14 protein-coding genes are annotated in these 17,630 nt (G+C 49.6%); 8 read left to right on the top strand and 6 right to left on the bottom strand.

Annotated elements, in window-relative coordinates; genetic code table 11:
• Window positions 1-94 precede the first annotated feature (94 nt).
• Entirely contained in the window at window positions 95-1,204 is a 1,110-nt protein-coding gene (locus tag FP815_02080) for a DNA photolyase (protein MBA3013721.1), read from the bottom strand.
• Between the two features lie 235 nt (window positions 1,205-1,439).
• Between FP815_02080 and FP815_02075 the strand changes: the two genes are divergently transcribed.
• The 8 genes from FP815_02075 to dmeF all read left to right on the top strand — a co-directional run bounded on the left by FP815_02075 (window position 1,440) and on the right by dmeF (window position 10,168).
• Window positions 1,440-3,245 (top strand): ABC-F family ATP-binding cassette domain-containing protein, encoded by a 1,806-nt coding sequence (locus FP815_02075; GenBank protein ID MBA3013720.1) that lies wholly within the window; start codon window positions 1,440-1,442, stop codon window positions 3,243-3,245.
• Between the two features lie 71 nt (window positions 3,246-3,316).
• A complete protein-coding gene (locus tag FP815_02070) occupies window positions 3,317-3,601 on the top strand; it encodes a hypothetical protein (protein MBA3013719.1) in 285 nt (94 codons plus the stop codon).
• A 262-nt stretch (window positions 3,602-3,863) separates the two neighbouring features.
• A complete protein-coding gene (locus FP815_02065) occupies window positions 3,864-4,292 on the top strand; it encodes a transcriptional repressor (protein MBA3013718.1) in 429 nt (142 codons plus the stop codon).
• 71 nt (window positions 4,293-4,363) lie between these two features.
• On the top strand, window positions 4,364-4,585 hold the full coding sequence (locus FP815_02060; GenBank protein ID MBA3013717.1) for a ferrous iron transport protein A: 222 nt from the start codon (window positions 4,364-4,366) through the stop codon (window positions 4,583-4,585).
• A gap of 2 nt (window positions 4,586-4,587) precedes the next feature.
• Window positions 4,588-6,441 carry a ferrous iron transport protein B gene (gene feoB / locus FP815_02055; protein ID MBA3013716.1) on the top strand — a complete coding sequence of 618 codons (1,854 nt, stop codon included), beginning with the start codon at window positions 4,588-4,590 and terminating at the stop codon, window positions 6,439-6,441.
• Between the two features lie 396 nt (window positions 6,442-6,837).
• On the top strand, window positions 6,838-8,058 hold the full coding sequence (locus tag FP815_02050) for an LbtU family siderophore porin (GenBank protein MBA3013715.1): 1,221 nt from the start codon (window positions 6,838-6,840) through the stop codon (window positions 8,056-8,058).
• Between the two features lie 102 nt (window positions 8,059-8,160).
• Window positions 8,161-9,024: a c-type cytochrome gene (locus FP815_02045; GenBank protein ID MBA3013714.1), complete on the top strand. Its 864-nt coding sequence runs from the start codon at window positions 8,161-8,163 to the stop codon at window positions 9,022-9,024.
• Between the two features lie 202 nt (window positions 9,025-9,226).
• Window positions 9,227-10,168: a CDF family Co(II)/Ni(II) efflux transporter DmeF gene (gene dmeF, locus FP815_02040; protein MBA3013713.1), complete on the top strand. Its 942-nt coding sequence runs from the start codon at window positions 9,227-9,229 to the stop codon at window positions 10,166-10,168.
• Between the two features lie 45 nt (window positions 10,169-10,213).
• Here the strand turns inward: dmeF and FP815_02035 are convergent, their stop codons facing one another.
• From FP815_02035 to FP815_02015, 5 genes are all read right to left on the bottom strand, one after another.
• Complete coding sequence (locus FP815_02035) at window positions 10,214-11,524, bottom strand: M48 family metalloprotease (protein MBA3013712.1); 1,311 nt, start codon at window positions 11,522-11,524, stop codon at window positions 10,214-10,216.
• Between the two features lie 143 nt (window positions 11,525-11,667).
• A complete protein-coding gene (locus FP815_02030; protein MBA3013711.1) occupies window positions 11,668-14,160 on the bottom strand; it encodes an EAL domain-containing protein in 2,493 nt (830 codons plus the stop codon).
• A gap of 153 nt (window positions 14,161-14,313) precedes the next feature.
• Window positions 14,314-14,916, bottom strand: a complete 603-nt coding sequence (locus FP815_02025; protein MBA3013710.1) for a nitroreductase family protein — start codon at window positions 14,914-14,916, stop codon at window positions 14,314-14,316.
• 125 nt (window positions 14,917-15,041) lie between these two features.
• Window positions 15,042-15,239, bottom strand: a complete 198-nt coding sequence (locus tag FP815_02020; GenBank protein MBA3013709.1) for a hypothetical protein — start codon at window positions 15,237-15,239, stop codon at window positions 15,042-15,044.
• Between the two features lie 278 nt (window positions 15,240-15,517).
• Window positions 15,518-17,566: a DNA topoisomerase IV subunit A gene (locus tag FP815_02015; protein ID MBA3013708.1), complete on the bottom strand. Its 2,049-nt coding sequence runs from the start codon at window positions 17,564-17,566 to the stop codon at window positions 15,518-15,520.
• Window positions 17,567-17,630 lie beyond the last annotated feature (64 nt).

Here is a 17,630-nt window from a genome sequence, read left to right as displayed (position 1 = left end):
ACCGAAGTGCTCATCCATCCCTTCATGATCACTGGTGCATGCACCCCCACAACGTATCACATTTCCGGTAGTTACAACAGAAACAGACAAGTAACTACAACACCGAGCCCTCAAGCATAGCCGCCAGCCCACCAAAATCATCCGGCACAAAACCAAAAACCTCCTCCCAGATCTCATCACTTTCCATACACAGATAGATACAGGTCTTAGAATACACCCTACCCTTCAATTCCTTAAACAAATGCCGGTACAACTCCACCCGGCGAGCGCGAAAATACCGTTGTTTGCCATCCAAGCCAGGAACAAACTCCTCAAACATGAATCGCGATTTAGGGAACCTGCGGGCGGAAATCTGTTTCAACGGTGGCAGAAACCGCAGGGCTCCCAGACTGATCCAGGCGATCTTGTCCGCAGGAACGGATCGGAACAGACAGTCAATAGTTTCAGTATAGCCTTCACGCCAGCCAGGATGATCAATAATCGGATCGAAATGAAAGGCCAAGCGGTAGCCCCATTGTGCGCACTGAGCAGCCGCCTGCAGCCGTTCATCCAAAGTGGCGGTTCGCCACTCCTCACCCCGCATAATCGAGGGACTGTTCAACGACCAGGCGACGATAACCCGACCCTGATGGGACAACCCTTCGAGATTGGCAATGGCCGCACTCTTGGTCTTCAACTCCAGCACCGCATTTGGATGCCTGCCAATAAAAGGAACGAGTTCTCGGCTAAGGCCGGTCAGCTCATCCAACGCCAAGCTATCGGTAAACTCGCCAGTGCCAATCCGCCAGCGCCGTTCCGGTTCAGCGGCAAAGGTCCGCGCAATTTCAGCAAGCAAATCCTCGACATTAACAAAACTACTCAACCAGGGATTATTCAGGTACGCCTGCAGGATGCAATAAACGCAGTCCATAGGGCAATTCATGCCGATATTAAGCACCTGATACCCGCAACAGCGATACTCTTTAGTGCCAGGGCACGGTTTGAAAAAGTGACCTCGATTTCGACAAAGGAGCAAATTTTGTTTGCCCTTTGTCAGGTTTTCGGGATATTGATTGGGGTTCAGTCCAGGAATCGTAAGTGTGTCAACAATCGCCACCGGCAATCGTAAACTTTCTACCCGACCAAGAATCTTCTGGGTATAGGGCAAATCGACAATCTCCCGTTCAACAAAAATATTCTTGATATGACTGGCGGGATTAATCATAAGAGGTAATTGTCTTGAGGTTGTTTAGACTAAAAGGGGGAGTACCTTAACTCATCGATTGGCACTGCTCAGGTTATCGCTTTGCGGTTGACAGTTGACGAAGTGTGACCACACCCTGACATCATGCCCCACCTATGGTTCCTTTAACCGCAGACCGGCAACTGCTTCCCGGCAAACCAAGCTCCATTAGCGCATCATTAGCCCAAGCACATCACTTTATCACAAGGTTCTCTCTATGTCACATCTGCTCAGTTGTCAATCAATCAGTAAGGCCTTTGGCGTCCAGCGTCTCTTTACCGGGATCAGCTTCGGCATCTTTGAAGGCGAGCGCCTCGGCCTGATTGGTCCCAACGGGGCAGGCAAATCTACCCTGCTCAAAATCTTCGCCGACCTCGAAACCCTGGACGAAGGCAAACTCTTTATCCGCAAAAAACTCAACTTGGTCTATCTGGCCCAGGCTGAAAAATTCCCCCCGGAACAGACCGTGCTCCAGTGCCTGCTCTCAGCCATAACCAGCCACGAAATGGACGAGACTGCACGCTATGCCGCAGTCCAACGCATGGCAGGGAAATGCGGTTTTACAGACACGGACCAGCGCACTGACACCCTCTCAGGTGGCTGGCAGAAACGACTGGCTATTGGTCGGGCTCTGATCCAAAACCCTGATCTGCTGTTGATGGACGAGCCAACCAACCACCTGGACATGGATGGCATCCTCTGGCTGGAAGGCCTCCTCAAAAACTCAGCCTTCGCCTTTGTCCTGATTAGCCATGACCGCTATTTCCTCGACTCCGTCACCAACTGTATAGTAGAACTCAATCCGCAATACCCCGGCGGCTATCTCCGGGTCGAGGGCTCGCTCAGGGATTTCCTGGTCCGCAAGGAAGAACTGCTCACCTCCCAAGCCAAACAGGAAGAGGTGCTGGCCAACAAACTGCGAAGAGAGGTCGAATGGCTCTCTCGCGGCCCCAAGGCCCGAACCACCAAGGCCAAATTCCGGATCGACGATGCCGCACGCCTGAAAGGCACCTTCCAAGACATTAAACACCGCAATGCCCAAGGACGAGCCATCGACATCGGCTTTGAAGCCACAGACCGCAAGACCAAGAAGTTGCTGACCGCCGATAAATTAGGCAAGAGCTTTGCCGGCCGTCAGATATTCTCCAACCTGGACCTGCAGATGACCCCCAAGCTCTGCGTCGGGGTCCTGGGCAACAACGGCTCAGGGAAAAGTACACTGATCAATATCCTGGCCGGCAACACCCTCCCCGATCAGGGCGAAATCAAACTGGCCGACGGGATCAAGATCGTGCTCTTTGACCAGAAGCGACAGGGCCTGAATCAAGACCAAACCCTCCGTCGGGCTTTGGCCCCGGACGGCGATACCGTACTATTCAAAGGACAGCCGGTTCATGTCGTAGGCTGGGCAAAACGCTTCCTCTTTCGTCCAGAGCAACTCGACATGCCCGTCAACCGCCTCTCCGGCGGCGAACAATCACGGATTCTGATTGCCAATCTGATGCGGCAACCGGCGGACATCCTGCTGCTCGACGAACCGACCAACGACCTTGACATCCCTTCCCTTGAGGTATTGGAAGAGGGTTTAGCCGAATTCCCTGGCGCCATCGTCCTTGTTAGCCACGACCGTTTTCTGCTGGACCGATTGGCAGATTTTGTCCTGGGCTTTGACGGCAACGGGAAGTGTCGTCAGTATGCGGATTTTCGTCAGTGGCTTGATGACCTCCAGGGTAAGACTGCTGTAGACAAACCAGCGAAGGGCAAATCAGCCAAGGCGTCCACCCCGGCCAAAAAGAAAAAAATGACGCTAGGCGAGGAACTGGAATTGGCCAAGATGGAAGAAACCATTGCCCAGGCCGAAAAGGCTTTGGCAGAGTTCCAGGACCGCGTGAGTCACCCGGACCTTCAGTCGGATCAGGAACAGCTCGTCGTCTGCTGTCAAAAACTGCAGGAAGCTCAAGAAAAGGTAACTCAACTCTACAAACGCTGGGAAGAGCTGGAGGCCAAACAGGCTGGGGAATAAAAAGACGAGCAAGTTCATCACATCATCAGATTAAAACCGAGTTCACAACTCACCACATACAAGGAGACACCATGGCATCAGATGTTGAAGACTTAACCGTTAACTATGAAGAAGACGGGGTACTGGTCGTAAAGGAACTGGACAAGGAGATCCTGTCTAAAGGGGCATGGACCACCATCCTCTTCCGCTACCAGGACCTTGACAAGAAAACTAACGAATATAGCGCTGATCGTTACATTATCCGCCGCTACCAAAAAAAGGATGGGGTGTATCAGTCGAAGAGCAAATTCAAGATATCAAGTCCTGAGCAGGCGACTAAAATTGTCAACGCCCTACAAAAGTGGCTAGAATCATAACAAATCAGCAAATACCCAATGCAAAGCCGTCACGTGTATGATAATTTCCTACTCACAAGAAGAGAGGGGAGAATAAAAAGGGTGGGGAATCTTCTTTTGCTTTCTATCCCCCCCTCCACCTCCCCGTTCCCCCATCAGCTTTTCCTTCCCTTCCCCATCTCCACTCCGCTTATTGAAACTGATTTAATGAATCGACAACATATTGAACTTTTCTATTGAAAACGATTTTCAATTTCGCTATATTGTCTTCTCAGGAGGCGGCATGATCAAGCAACCACTACATCAATTCGAAGAGTTTCTCTCGAAACAGAATCTGCGTTTAACAGGTCAACGCCAATTGATTGTAAACGCTTTTCTGAAACACAAAGGGCATATTAGCTCAGAAGAATTGTATCGCAAGGTTCAAAAGACATCCCCTGACATAGGTTTCACCACGGTCTACAGAACACTTAAACTTCTCTCCGAAGCAGGCCTTGCAACGAGCAAAAACTTCGGAAATGGATATGCCCGTTTTGAGTCAACCAACCAGCAGGAACATCATGACCACCTGATATGCACCAAGTGCGGGAAAATCGTTGAATTCGTGAACGACCAAATCGAAACTCTTCAGAACGGCATTGCCCAGCGTCATGGGTTTATGGTTACCGACCACACCCTTGATATCTATGGCATTTGTCAAGATTGCAAATAAGTAATTAGCTTCTATTTTTTTATCTACAAGTTGAAAATGAATTTCAATATCTTTTTCAAAAGGAGATTATTATGTGCTTGGTTAACATTAAGAAGGGCCAAACCGTGGCCATTGTCAGGATTGAGGACGAAGATGTCCGCACTCAATTTATTCGCTTTGGAATCAGTGAAGGGAGCGAGATCAAATGCCTGGAAATAATCCCATTCGGTCCCCTCATGCTCAAGCACAATCGACAGGAAATCGCGATTGGCAGAGAAGTGGCTAATACTATTTTTGTTTCTGGAAGGTTATAATCATGGACCAGTCAACACGTTACCATCAACACACTGCGCCAACACATTCACGAGAGATTAAGAAAATCGTGCTGGCCGGCAATCCGAACGTGGGAAAATCTGTTTTTTTCGGATTTTTAACAGGGTTATACGTTGAGGTCTCCAACTACCCCGGCACCACCATAGAAGTCGCAATAGGAGAATGGCAGGGGCATCAAATCTTGGACACACCGGGAATCTACGGAGTTTCTTCATTTAATGACGAAGAAAAGGCTGCCCGCGACATCATCCTTGAAGCCGATATCATTGTAAACATTATCGACGCGACCCATTTGGAACGGGATCTTTTTCTCACCCAACAAATCATCGACATGGGAAAGCCAGTAGTTGTGGCGCTTAATTTCTATGATGAGATAGAAAGAGCAGGGTTAAAAATCGACATCGACCTACTGCATGATTTGCTCGGAATTGATGTGCTACCGACATCTGCTGTCAACAATCATGGACTGAAACAAGTTGCAGATACCATCCTGTCAGCTCACCCAGGTCACCAGCAAACTGATCTAAAAAACCAACTGCATGACATGCTCAACAAGGTTGGTTCACAGGCAGAAGCCCTGATGATCCTTGAAGGAGACACAGTTATCGCGGAACGCCATGGCGTTGTCCCTGGGCAAAACCGTGACACTCTGTACCTTGAACGTCGAAAGCGGGTCAATGACATGATCAACCATGTATTGCAGGCGACAGAGGACAACTTCCGCTTCCGCGACATGCTAGGACGCGCCGCAGTCAACCCACTTTCCGGCATTCCGATTCTCTGCCTTATTCTCTATGCCATGTACACTGTAATCGGAGTATGGGTGGCCGGTGATATTGTCGGCATCACAGAAGAAATGATCATGCAGGGGCATTATGAACCTTGGGTACGTTCGCTGGTTTCACAATATGCAAACCAGGAATCGATCATGGGCCAAATCCTGATCGGAGAATTCGGATTACTGACTATGACTGTCACTTACCTGCTGGGCCTGCTGCTGCCATTGGTGCTCGGCTTTTACACCGTTCTCTCCATCATGGAAGATTCCGGCTACCTGCCTCGCCTGGCCACACTGGTTGACCGACTCATGACTTCAATTGGACTTAATGGTCGGGCAGTTATCCCCATCATTTTGGGTTTTGGCTGCGTACAACTCGGCACCATAACCACCAGGCTTCTGACGACCAATCGTGAAAAATCCATTGCCACGGTAATTCTTAACTTTGCCATCCCCTGTTCAGCCCAGATCGGGGTGATCGCCGGCATGCTGGCCGCAGTTGGCAGTCAGATGGCTATACTCTATGCAGTGGTCATATTCACTGTTTTAACCATGCTCGGCTCTTTGTTAAACCATCTCCTACCAGGAAAATCGTCCGCACTGCTTATTGATCTGCCGCCCATGAGATTGCCACGTGCTGAAAATATCTTCCGCAAAACCGCTACCCGCTCCTTCTTTTTCATGCAAGAAGCCTGGCCTTGGTTTTTCCTAGGTTCGTTTTTAGTTACCATCCTCCAGGTATCAGGCGGACTTGATCTCTGGCAAAAACTCCTGATCCCAATTACCGAGGGCTGGCTGCAGATTCCCAAGGAAGCAGCCACCGCCTTTGTGATGGGGCTGGTAAGACGTGATTTTGGCGCAGCAGGACTGACTGGGCTTGCAATGAACCCTATACAAACGGTGACTTCGCTAATTGTCATCACCCTATTTGTGCCCTGCATCGCCTCATTAATGATACTTTTCAAGGAACGTGGCACCCGAGAAGCCTTACTGGTTTGGGGCGGATCCTGGTGTACTGCTTTCCTGGTCGGTGGAATCTTTTCGCAGATCCTGATCTAACCATAAATACAACTAGCCACAGCCAGCTATCCCGACTTGAGGACTACGCTTTCAAGCAATGTTTTTACCTAGAGATAGACGAGCTACAAGATTTATCAGGGCACTACTGAAGAATTACTGTTCAGTTCCTCTGCTCGTTTTCGATTTTTGGCTGAACAACACACTAAATTAGCGAGTGAATCATGACCACTAAACTATTGAATCTATTTAACGGCGCAGCATTAAAACCTACGCAACTTGAACTAAACCAATGCCCTACCTGTGGATACATCCAGGACCGGCCCCATTCCCTTTTCTGCACGCGCTGCCGCGCTGAAATTCCTGGAGCCAGCGGCTGTTCAGGGTGTGGGCGCTGCAAGAAGAACTAACACTTCACAACGCACGATAGGTATTGACATGAAAAAAGCATTGACCATTGCTTTGGCACTAAGCGCTTCCATAGTCCTGGGAACACATCGCCCAAGTGCAGCCCTATCTCCGGAGACCACGATGAGGCTCGATTTATTAAAGACAAAAGAAGTTATTGAGCAGGAAGAGGTAGCTGATTTCACCAGAATAATTAAAGAAAAGACATCGGCAAATACCGATGAAAATCATCACCATGCTGTGCAAAGTCTTGCCGATCGAGTTGAACGCTTGGCGGAAACCAATGAGAAATCTATAGCCCTTAACAGCAGTATACAAATAAGTGGCTTAGTGGAAGCCGAGTTGATCGCTTCACGAGAAAAGGATGTAAATGAAACAACAAGTAGTAGTGATCTTTCCTTAGCCACCGCCCAGTTAATTGCCAAGGCCGAGGTAAATCAATACGTTAGCGGGAATCTCACCTTCCTATACGAAGAAACAAACGACAACGACACCATCAACATTGACGAAGCCATCATCACACTGAAGGGAGACAACAACAATTCACTGTATATCAACATCGGCCGTCAATATCTACCCTTCGGCCGCTTTAAAAGTCATTTTATCACCGACCCTGGAACTCTGATCCTCGGAGAAACCAACGACACGGCAGTCGTTGCAGGATATGCCAGCGAAATCATGGATCTCAACATCGGCGTTTTCAAAGGAACTATCCGAGAGAATAATACCGGTGATCGGATCAACAGCGCGGTGGCCTCATTATCGCTATCCATACCCAATACCGAGGAAGACCGACTATCTTTAAGTTGTGGTGGTTCGTACCTCTCTCATCTTACGAACAGTGACAGCCTTGAAGATGAAAGTATCCATGGGACGACCACAGACACTGTCGGTGGTTGGAGCACATTTATCAGCCTGTCCTATAACGACCGATTATTTCTTGATGGCGAATACCTGGGCGCAACCAAGGATTTTGCAATCGACGATTTCAACTTCTCATCCCCCGAAAATCTGCGCCCCGGAGCCTGGAATATCGAGGCTGCGGCCCGAGTACTTGAAGGCACAGAATTCGCCTTACGTTACGGAGCAAGCAAAGAAGCTGGGTCGCTACTTGCCCAGGATGAGTATGGAGCTGCCCTGTTATACAACATCTTTCAGTCGACCAACCTCACCATCGAATACCTGTACCAAAAATACAGTGATTATAGCAGCAACAATCAAGGAACTGTACAAGTCGCTGTAGAATTTTAAGTACCCTCGTCAGGGCGGATAATTCTGGGCGTTATTTCAATCTCTATTCAAATAAAATTAAACCAACCAATTACCACTACTTCAACAAAAGAGGATAAAACCATGAACTTACGAAAGATTCTTACCACCACTGTCACCCTGTTCTCACTCATCACCTGGCAACAGGCAACCGCTTCCGACATCACTGCGTACGAAAAAGCTGATGGCAAGAATGGAGGTTTGTTGTACGATAATTTTCTATCACAGGGGGAAGTTTCACCACAATTTAGTAACTCCCATACTATCGATATTTCAGCCATCAAAGACAAATCCGACTTCTTTCGCTGCAAGCAGTGTCATGGTTGGGACAGAATTGGCAGCAAAGGGTATTATGGTGGAAGAAAAGCCACGGCTGGAAAAAGGCCGAATGTCTCCAGTGTCAACCTCCTTGATGCCGCAAAAAACCTGTCTCCTCAAGAGATATTTGATAAGATCAAAAGTCCAGCACAATCTCGACAGCTTGATTATGACTTAGCTCAATACGATCCAGAAAAAAATAGTCAATTGGGAGATGCCATGCCTGAATATGGAAAGATATTTAATGACCGTGAAATATGGGATCTTGTCAAATTCATCAAAGAAGAGGGCGAGGACTACCGCAACTACTATGCAATGGAAATCAAAGGTAATTATCCCGATGCCAAAGTGAAACTTGTAGAAATCGGCAAGGGAGGAGATCCCATCAACGGCGACAGCATATATGAAAAATCATGCGCCTCCTGCCATGGCACTAATGGAACCCAAATCAGCATTGGTGGATTGTCGGCCGGAGAATATGCCAGACAGAAAACATATGAAGTTGCCCATAAAGTTAAATTCGGCCAACCAGGGTCGAATATGGCCGGAACTCCTCTCACGACAAAAGAGATGAATGACCTTCACAAAGCCCTTACCGATACAGAGAAATATCCTGGCATGAAAAAATAATTGAGACTTTCCGGCCATGCTAAGGCCTGTTAACGGAGTAGAACTTCTATGTTTCCCTGTCGGTGATGCCGATTCGATTATCACAAATGATTAGATTATTTCGCAACAACGACTTACTTCACATTTAAGACAACACCATCCCATTCAGCTCCCGCCCCGAGGACAGTTATCCCTCTGGGCGGGGGGCTCCAGGTACAGAAAAATGCATATCTACAATCTATGTAAGTGGAAACACTCCCACGACTTCAGAATCGATGACGGACTCGGTGAGCGCCGCACCAAACAGGTCATTCTGCTCACCGTCGTCATGATGGTTATTGAGATCGGCGCTGGAATCACCTTCGGTTCGATGGCGCTCCTGGCGGATGGCTGGCACATGGGAACCCATGCGGTAGCACTCGGCATTACCGCCTTTGCCTTTTACTACGCTCGCAAACATGCGGACAACCCGAGCTTCAGTTTTGGAACAGGCAAGGTAGGGGTGCTCGGCGGATACACCAGTGCGATAGTGCTTGCCATCGTCGCTCTGGCGATGGTGTTCGAATCAATCCAGCGACTACTCACCCCAGAGCCAATCCGTTTCAATGAGGCCATCGGCGTGGCACTCGTTGGACTTATCGTCAATCTGCTCAGCGCCCATCTGCTGCAGGGTCATCATCACCACCATGAGCACGAGCATACCACCCACCATGACCACAACCTGAAGGCCGCCTATATGCATGTCATGGCCGACGCTCTCACCTCAGTGCTTGCTATCGTCGCTCTTCTTTCCGGCAAGGCGCTTGGCTGGAACTGGATGGACCCGTGCATGGGCATTGTCGGCGCGATAGTAATCCTACACTGGGCCAACGGTCTATTGCGGGATACCAGCGTCATTCTCCTCGACCAAGGACTTCCTCAAAAAACCCTGACAGCCATCCGCGCCACCATTGAGGCTGTCGATGACAACCGCATTACCGATTTTCATGTATGGCCGATCGGATCCCACCATTTCGCCGCCATCCTCTCGATCGTCACCCACGCCCCAAAGCCTCCGGATCACTACAGAAACTTGTTAGACGGCTTTCCCGAACTCGAGCATGTCACCATCGAGATCAACCATTGCCGGAATGAACCTTGCCACGACATAGGATCAACAACATAATGCTGACACTAATCCCTCTGGTAACTTAGAAGACACGCGTCATCGTCACTTTTTAACATATCCCCATTCCGTAAGTCGCTGGTAAGCGTACTGGGCCTGTTCCCCCTGCTTGACAGTCTGAAGATAGGATGAATAGTGACGAACTGCCTCATCACGGCGACCCATCCCCTCTGCAGATAAACCCAAGTAAAATGTTGTATTCGGATTTCCGGCAAGGAGCCTTTGGTGCTGGGAGAAATCATTATACGCCCCATCAAAATGCTTCTGCCGCAGGTTGCCCAAACCGCTTACATAGTACCCTTGAGCTTCCTGCGGATACCCCCTCTTGGCTCTCTCGGCAAACACCACCGCCTGGGAATCTTTCTTGGCGACCAGTTGAATCTTGGCCATCACAACCAGTGCGGCATAGTCATCCGGCAACAGACGGAGGGCCTCGTTTAAATGCCCCTCAGCGCCCTTCAAATCCTTCTTAGCCAAGGCGCTCACGCCCCGCTCTATGGCCTCGATACCGACCTTCTGCCCCCGAAGCTTGGCTGTATTATCCAGGTACCGCTCCCGGAACTGAGGCAGATTCAAGGCCTGACGATAACGGGTATCAATAGCACGCTTGGCGGCATCATAACGCTCCCGGCTCATGGGGTGAGTTGAAAACATCAACTCAAGGGCTGAGGGATCACGCTTCGATTCGCGATTCAACATATCCATAAGGCCAAGAATACCTTCCGGGCCATATCCAGCCCGAACCATATACTCAAGCCCCAGTGCGTCGGCCTCTCGTTCATTATCTCGGCTATACGATGCGAGCAATGCCCCTGCCCCCAAAGACCCCAATTGAGAGGCAACCTCACCGAGGCCGGTGTATGCCCCCCCAGCCACAGCGGCGACCCCGCCGCTCAATGCCTGAATCAAAGTACCCTTCGACATCTGCTGCGCTGTATGTCGGGCACTGACATGTCCCAGTTCGTGGCCCAAAAGAGCGGCTAATTGCGCCTCATTATCAAGTTTGAGCAGAATCCCCCGGGTCAGAGCGATACTGCCTCCGGGAAATGCATAGGCATTGACATAGACAGCATTAACCGCCCTGAACGAATAAGGCATACGGGGACGATGAGTCTGAGCGGCTATCCGGCGACCAGTCTCGTTCAGATAACTGTTCAGCCTCTGATCCTGAACAACACCGTAATCCTCCGAAAACTGATACGGACTTTTCTGCCGGTCAATATCGACCTCCTGTCCTTCTGAGAGTAGCATCAACTGGGACTGCCCAGAGACAGGATTAACAGCGCAACCGGCAAGGTATCCTACCGATGACAGTGCCGCTGCCTGCAACAAATCACGTCGAGTAAGTTTTCTCATAATAATTTTCCCTATAAAAACAATAACTCTTTCCCTACAGCACAAAAATCTCCTGTCTGATTAAACACCTCTCAATACCTACTTGAAAGATACGCCTCAGACCTAACCAGAATCAATTCAAAGCCGGCAATGATAAGAACCCACTACTCATGTACACCTCCGGCGTCACTCTTCGCCCACCGGGCCTGAAATTCATCCGACGGAAGAGGACGACCGAAGAGATACCCCTGGCCTTGATGACACCCCTCGCTCCGTAAGAACTGGGCTTCCTCATCCGTCTCGACACCTTCGGCAATAGTGCGCAAACCCAAGGCTTTGGCTAAGGCAATCACCGCCCTGACAATCGCCGCCCGACTCGGCTCAACAGAAACTTTGGTAATGAAAGACCGATCAATCTTGAGCTTCTGAACTGGAAGACGACGCAGGTAACTCAACGACGAATACCCAGTGCCGAAATCATCCACAGCCAACTCCACGCCAAGTTCTCGCAACTTTTCAAGATGCCCCAATGCCTGTTCGTTGCTCATAATAGCCGATTCAGTCAGCTCCAACTCCAATCGCTCGGAGGAGAGCTCTGTTTCCTGGAGAACTCGAGTGACGAGTAAGGATATATCACCACGCTCGAGTTGTTTGGCTGAGAGGTTAACAGCAATGCTCGGCAGGAAGAAACCATCCCCTTCCCACGCCTTAACCTGATGACACGCTTGACGCAGCACCCACTCCCCAAGAATTGAAACAAATCCTATATCTTCGGCAATGGGAATAAAACGCACTGGAGACACCATCCCCAGCTCTGGACTGTTCCAACGTACCAGAGCTTCCGCGCCCACTAAATTTCCGGTAGAAAAATCAACTTTCGGCTGAAAGTGGAGTGACAACTCGCCCCGCTCAACAGAACGGCGTAACAGCATCTCCATGTGCAGACGCTCAAGGGCGTATTCACTCATTTCAGGAGCATAAAAATGATAGGTATTACGCCCTTGATTCTTGGCATAGTACATTGCGGTATCGGCGTTCTTTACCAGGGTAGCCACATCCTCTCCGTCCGCAGGAAAGAAGCTCACCCCAATGCTTGCAGAAACAAAAATTTCATACCCGGAAATGGCAATAACCTGACTGAGCAGATTAAGTACCTTTTCTGCGATCGAACCGGCATAGCGCGGGGTTTCAACTTCATCAAGCAAGAGAATAAACTCATCACCACCAATTCGCGCCAGCGTATCAGACTCACGCACATTGACACTAATGTGCTCTGCAACTTTCTTGAGCAGTTCATCACCAAGATCATGCCCCAATGTATCGTTGACATTCTTGAAATGATCGAGATCAATAAAGAGAACCGCCAATTGTCGTTCATGACGACGTGCCAGACCGATGCTGTGGTTCAGCCGATAATTAAACAGTAACCGATTTGGCAGACTGGTAAGCAAGTCGTGGTGAGCGAGAAAATCCAGTCGCTCCTGGGATCGTTTAATATCTGAAATATCACTGAACACTCCCACGTAGTGGCCCACCTCGCCAGCGGGGTCTTTCACTACACCGATGGTAAGTCGTTCAGGATAAATCTCACCACTCTTGCGCTTGTTCCAAATTTCCCCGACCCACTGCCCGCTCTGTGAAAGCGATTGCCACATCTCGGTGTAAAACATGGCATCATGCCTACCCGATTGGAGTATCCTGGGAGTGAGGCCCTTAACCTCTGATTCAGAGTAGCCGGTAACATGCATAAATGCCCGATTAACCGCAAGAATTTTTGTATCAGCGTCTGTAATAATCACACCTTCGACGGTATTTTCAAAAACCTTGGCTGAAAGACGCAAACCCGCCTCTGCTCGCTCCCGCTCAGCAATCTCCCTTTCCATCGAACGATTTACCTCTTGTAACTCTCTCGTTCGCTCACTCACCCGCTGATCGAGCAGTTGATTATCTTCCTCAATGAGAGCAAGTGTATGGGTCAACTCAGCTTGCTGGTCTTTAATGATCCGGCTCGCCCTCTGCACAATGAGGAAGAGTAAACCATAGAGCAAACCTAAAACACATACCACCACGACAATAACAAGCCAATGAGTACGCCTTACTTCCGCCAGGAATGGGGTAATATCAGTGTAAACCTCAAAAACTCCCTCGATCCGATTACTTTGCTTAGAAATATAAGGGATGTAACTCGAGAGAAGATCACGCTGCTCGATAATTTTATCAAAAGCGCTAAAGGTATTGCGATGCGTTAATTCGCTTGCCAGGAGTCCTTGAGACGCTGAGAGAAAACCTGCATTATCATGCTTTCTCTCCCCGATTTGTTTGGACTCGGTCGAAAAGACAGTCAGCCCTTCCATATTGTAAATCTTGACCTTAACGGCAGATGTCTCCCGCATAAGAGACACCACCTCCCGACGCAGGGCAATAATCTCTGAGCTAACAGGATCGACCGATTGATTAGGAGGGATATGCTTAAGTAAGGGTGAAAAATAAGGTGAAAGGGCATTGCCAAAAACACGCGTAAAATCGGTATTGCGTGCCTCAGCCACTATCGTCAGTGATTGAATGGACTGATAACGATAAAAAGTGCCAAGAAGAGTCGCTGCAATAACGATACAGACCAAACTGACAGTAGAGTAATAGCGTGTGAGGTTAAACATGATGCTTCTCTCGTATCACCCCCTTCCCTCAAAATGCAGAAACAGAAGAAATTCATTCCAACAGACCACAACCTTGTGATAATTATGGATCTTACTGTTCACGAAGAATGTCAATCGTAACGAGTCTGAAGCACACTCACCAAAGATCGCTCCTTAAAATTTATCAACCCGTACCACTTCGCGCAGCGGCAACTGACCACCCCGGGGCCAAGCCTCTTGAGTGGCCTTGCCGATCGCCACAAACATGGCGATGGCATGATCTTCCGGCAGGTTGACCAACTGGCCCACCGCATCAAAATCAAATCCATCCATAGGGCAGGAATCATACCCCATGGCCTTGGCAGTCAACATCAAGGTCTGCGCCGCCATCCCACAGGAACGCATAGCCTCATCCCGCTGCACCTGATCCTTGCCCCGGTAATACTGGTCGATAGCAGGGAGGATAAACTCCTGGACCGCGGGAACGGCATTGCGCCAATAACGCGCCGGCTCCCTCTCCCAGCTCTTAAGATCGGCGCAGAGGATGATAAGAAGAGAGGCATCCGTCACTTGGGCCTGGCCCCAAGCCACCTCCCTGATCTGCTGCCGCAGGGTGGGGTCCTTGACCACCAGGAATCGCCAGTTCTGAATATTAAAGGCAGTGGGGGACAATAGAGCCAATGACAAAATCCGGGTCTCTTCCTCCTCTGTCATGCGGTGGCTAGAGTCGAAATGTTTGACCGCTCGCCGTGTCTCAATACTGGTGATTGTATCCATGGCTCCCTCCTGATCGTAAAAGATAGTGGCAAACGATCAGCAGTCAGCCCCTTCGGCAAAGACGCTTGACTAAGGGGCTGACATCCTTGCCTTGACGCTGACCGCCGTGCGAAACCAGACAACGACTATGCGTCAAAATCCTCATCGGCATCATAATCCATCATGTCACTGGCCAACTCCAAAAAAACGCCCAACGACTTGCTCAGGTTCTTGACGATTTTACTGTACATCAACTTGTCCTCAACACTCTTGGCCTTAGCCATCCCCTTTAATGCCGATTCCAACTCACCAGCCAACCCATCCATAATATTTTCTGCGTCCATTCTTGCCCCCTCATCTTCTGTTATTTATAATACAAAAACGGCGCGACCCCATCTGGTCAACCCCGTCCCTGCACTTTTCAACTGCATCTTATTCGTAACCGTTTTCCGGGCCCCCATTTGCTTTGTCAACGGCCTGCTCATGTGCAACTAGCACACTTCGCAGACCGTTATATTGACCGACGAAGCGGGTCAATATAAATCGCGCATCTGAGGCACCCGGAAAACGGTTACAGCCCGGTGAAATCCGCACGTTCGACGCTTCTGGTGAACGATTACTTTTATTCATCCGCTTCCGGCTTATCATCAGTGGGTGTCACCTTCTCCGCCACCGCAGCGGATGAATCCTGATTCGCGCCCTCTCCCATCCCAGGCAAAGACAAGGGGACGCTCTCTTTCTCCACCTCCTTGTCCACCAGAGGCACAATCCGACGCAGAACCCGACTACCGGCCCGCTTACCCTTAGCGCTTACCCCCTTAACCAGATAGTCATTAAACACCACCTCAAAAGAATTCACCTTGGCTCTGGCCGTGGGCACAAAATACACGCGGACCCGAGAGCCCTCGCCAGTAGCGAAATACTGAATCCTTGACTTCGGGTCGTCCGGGAACAGCCGATACTCCTTGTCAAGAATGAACTTGGGCATCGGGAAGCGCTTAATATATGAAAAATTCTCGGTGCCATCACGATAAATAACATTGAAGATGAGCTTCTCATCGTCCTTACCGACATAAACCAGATCTGAGCCAACAAAAAGCTTGTCCACACCGTTAATGACCTTATACATGCCATCACGAAAGATCAAAATAAACTTATCGTATTCGGAACAGGCAAAGGAGTGCTCCGGCTCGGCCTTGACCTGATACCCCAGAAAACCGGTTTTGGGATCATAGCCACAGGTCAGATTGGACAGAGCAACCGCCCGAGCCGCCACCTCGCTAAAGGTAGTGATCTCGGTCCGACGCGGGTAGTTATCACCATACTTTTTCAACAGTCCATCCAGATAACCGATGGTGTATTTGACCATATCCTTGAGGTGACGCTCTATCAGGGTGGCTTCCTTCCTCAGGCCATTGATCTCCTGCTGTTTTTTTGAGATATCATACCGCGAAATTCGTTTGATGCGGATCTCCAACAACCGCTCTATATCCTCTCTCGTCACTGCCCGAAGCAGACGATCCGCAAAAGGCTTCAGTGATGAATCGACAGTCGACACCACCAGCTCGTAACTTGAGCACTCTTCGATCTCCTTATACAACCGCTCTTCGATAAAGATCTGTTCCAAGAGCGCGGCATGAATTTTCTCTCGCAACCGATCAAGCTCAATGGTCAACTCCTTTTCCAGATCGACCACTAACTTCTGGGTGTTGTAGCGCAGGACATCATCCACATTCATGACCATCGGCTGATTGTCCTTGATCACCGTGAAATTAGGACTAATCGGCACCTCACAATCGGTAAAGGCATAGAGCGCGCTGATCGTATCCGAGGCGTACATCCCGCGGGCAAGTTTAATCTCGACCTCCACAGTCTCGGCCGTATAATCATTAATCGAGACGATCTTGAGCTTTCCGGCCCGCACGGCCTTTTCAATACTCTCTACCAACGAGGTGGTCGTGGTAGTATAGGGGACCTCCCGAATGACGATGGTCTTGTCGTTGATCTCCTCAATCCGAGCCCGACATTTCAAGCGACCGTTACCCCGATCATAGTGGGTAACATCCACCAAACCACCTTGAGGAAAATCGGGGAAAATTTCAAAGGGTTCGTCGCGCAAGATCTGCTTCTGGGCCGTGAGTAGTTCGACAAAGTTGTGAGGCATAATCTTGGTAGCCATACCGACAGCTATACCATCTGCGCCCTGCATCAGCAGCAGGGGAATCTTAGCGGGAAGCACCACCGGCTCCTGCATCCGGCCATCATAAGAATCGGCAAATTCGGTCAGGTCCTTGTTGAACATGACCTCCAGAGCCAGAGGGGAAAGACGGCACTCGATGTACCGGGCAGCCGAGGCGCTATCGCCGGTCAAGGTATTGCCAAAATTACCCTGCTGATCAATCAAAAAACCCTTATTGGACAGATTAACCAGGGCGGCAAAGATGGAAGCGTCACCGTGGGGGTGAAGTTTCATGGCCTCGCCGACAACGTTGGCGACCTTATTAAACCGACCGTCATCCATATTCTTCAAGGTCTGCATGATCCGGCGCTGCACCGGTTTCAAGCCATCGGCGACATGGGGAATAGCACGCTCCTTAACCACATAGGAGGTGTATTCCAAGAAATTGGTATCAAACAGCTGATGCAGAGTGCCGTAATCCGAATCGATCATGGTTGTTCTTCCTTAACTATTCATCCTTGTAACTACACAGGTTAACGGTAATCAGTTATCGGTT

The sequence above is a fragment of the Desulfobulbaceae bacterium genome (assembly GCA_013792005.1).
GTDB lineage: Bacteria > Desulfobacterota > Desulfobulbia > Desulfobulbales > VMSU01 > VMSU01.
The sequence above is the reverse complement of the archived record's forward strand: the minus strand, read 5'-3'. Positions and strand labels throughout refer to the sequence as shown.

Excerpts from the sequence above, each read along its gene's own strand:
- FP815_02080 (MBA3013721.1), bottom strand. The coding sequence starts at position 1,204 with ATGATTAATCCCGCCAGTCATATCAAGAATATTTTTGTTGAACGGGAG.
- FP815_02075 (MBA3013720.1), top strand. The coding sequence starts at position 1,440 with ATGTCACATCTGCTCAGTTGTCAATCAATCAGTAAGGCCTTTGGCGTC.
- FP815_02070 (MBA3013719.1), top strand. The coding sequence starts at position 3,317 with ATGGCATCAGATGTTGAAGACTTAACCGTTAACTATGAAGAAGACGGG.
- FP815_02065 (MBA3013718.1), top strand. The coding sequence starts at position 3,864 with ATGATCAAGCAACCACTACATCAATTCGAAGAGTTTCTCTCGAAACAG.
- FP815_02060 (MBA3013717.1), top strand. The coding sequence starts at position 4,364 with ATGTGCTTGGTTAACATTAAGAAGGGCCAAACCGTGGCCATTGTCAGG.
- feoB (MBA3013716.1), top strand. The coding sequence starts at position 4,588 with ATGGACCAGTCAACACGTTACCATCAACACACTGCGCCAACACATTCA.
- FP815_02050 (MBA3013715.1), top strand. The coding sequence starts at position 6,838 with ATGAAAAAAGCATTGACCATTGCTTTGGCACTAAGCGCTTCCATAGTC.
- FP815_02045 (MBA3013714.1), top strand. The coding sequence starts at position 8,161 with ATGAACTTACGAAAGATTCTTACCACCACTGTCACCCTGTTCTCACTC.
- dmeF (MBA3013713.1), top strand. The coding sequence starts at position 9,227 with ATGCATATCTACAATCTATGTAAGTGGAAACACTCCCACGACTTCAGA.
- FP815_02035 (MBA3013712.1), bottom strand. The coding sequence starts at position 11,524 with ATGAGAAAACTTACTCGACGTGATTTGTTGCAGGCAGCGGCACTGTCA.
- FP815_02030 (MBA3013711.1), bottom strand. The coding sequence starts at position 14,160 with ATGTTTAACCTCACACGCTATTACTCTACTGTCAGTTTGGTCTGTATC.
- FP815_02025 (MBA3013710.1), bottom strand. The coding sequence starts at position 14,916 with ATGGATACAATCACCAGTATTGAGACACGGCGAGCGGTCAAACATTTC.
- FP815_02020 (MBA3013709.1), bottom strand. The coding sequence starts at position 15,239 with ATGGACGCAGAAAATATTATGGATGGGTTGGCTGGTGAGTTGGAATCG.
- FP815_02015 (MBA3013708.1), bottom strand. The coding sequence starts at position 17,566 with ATGATCGATTCGGATTACGGCACTCTGCATCAGCTGTTTGATACCAAT.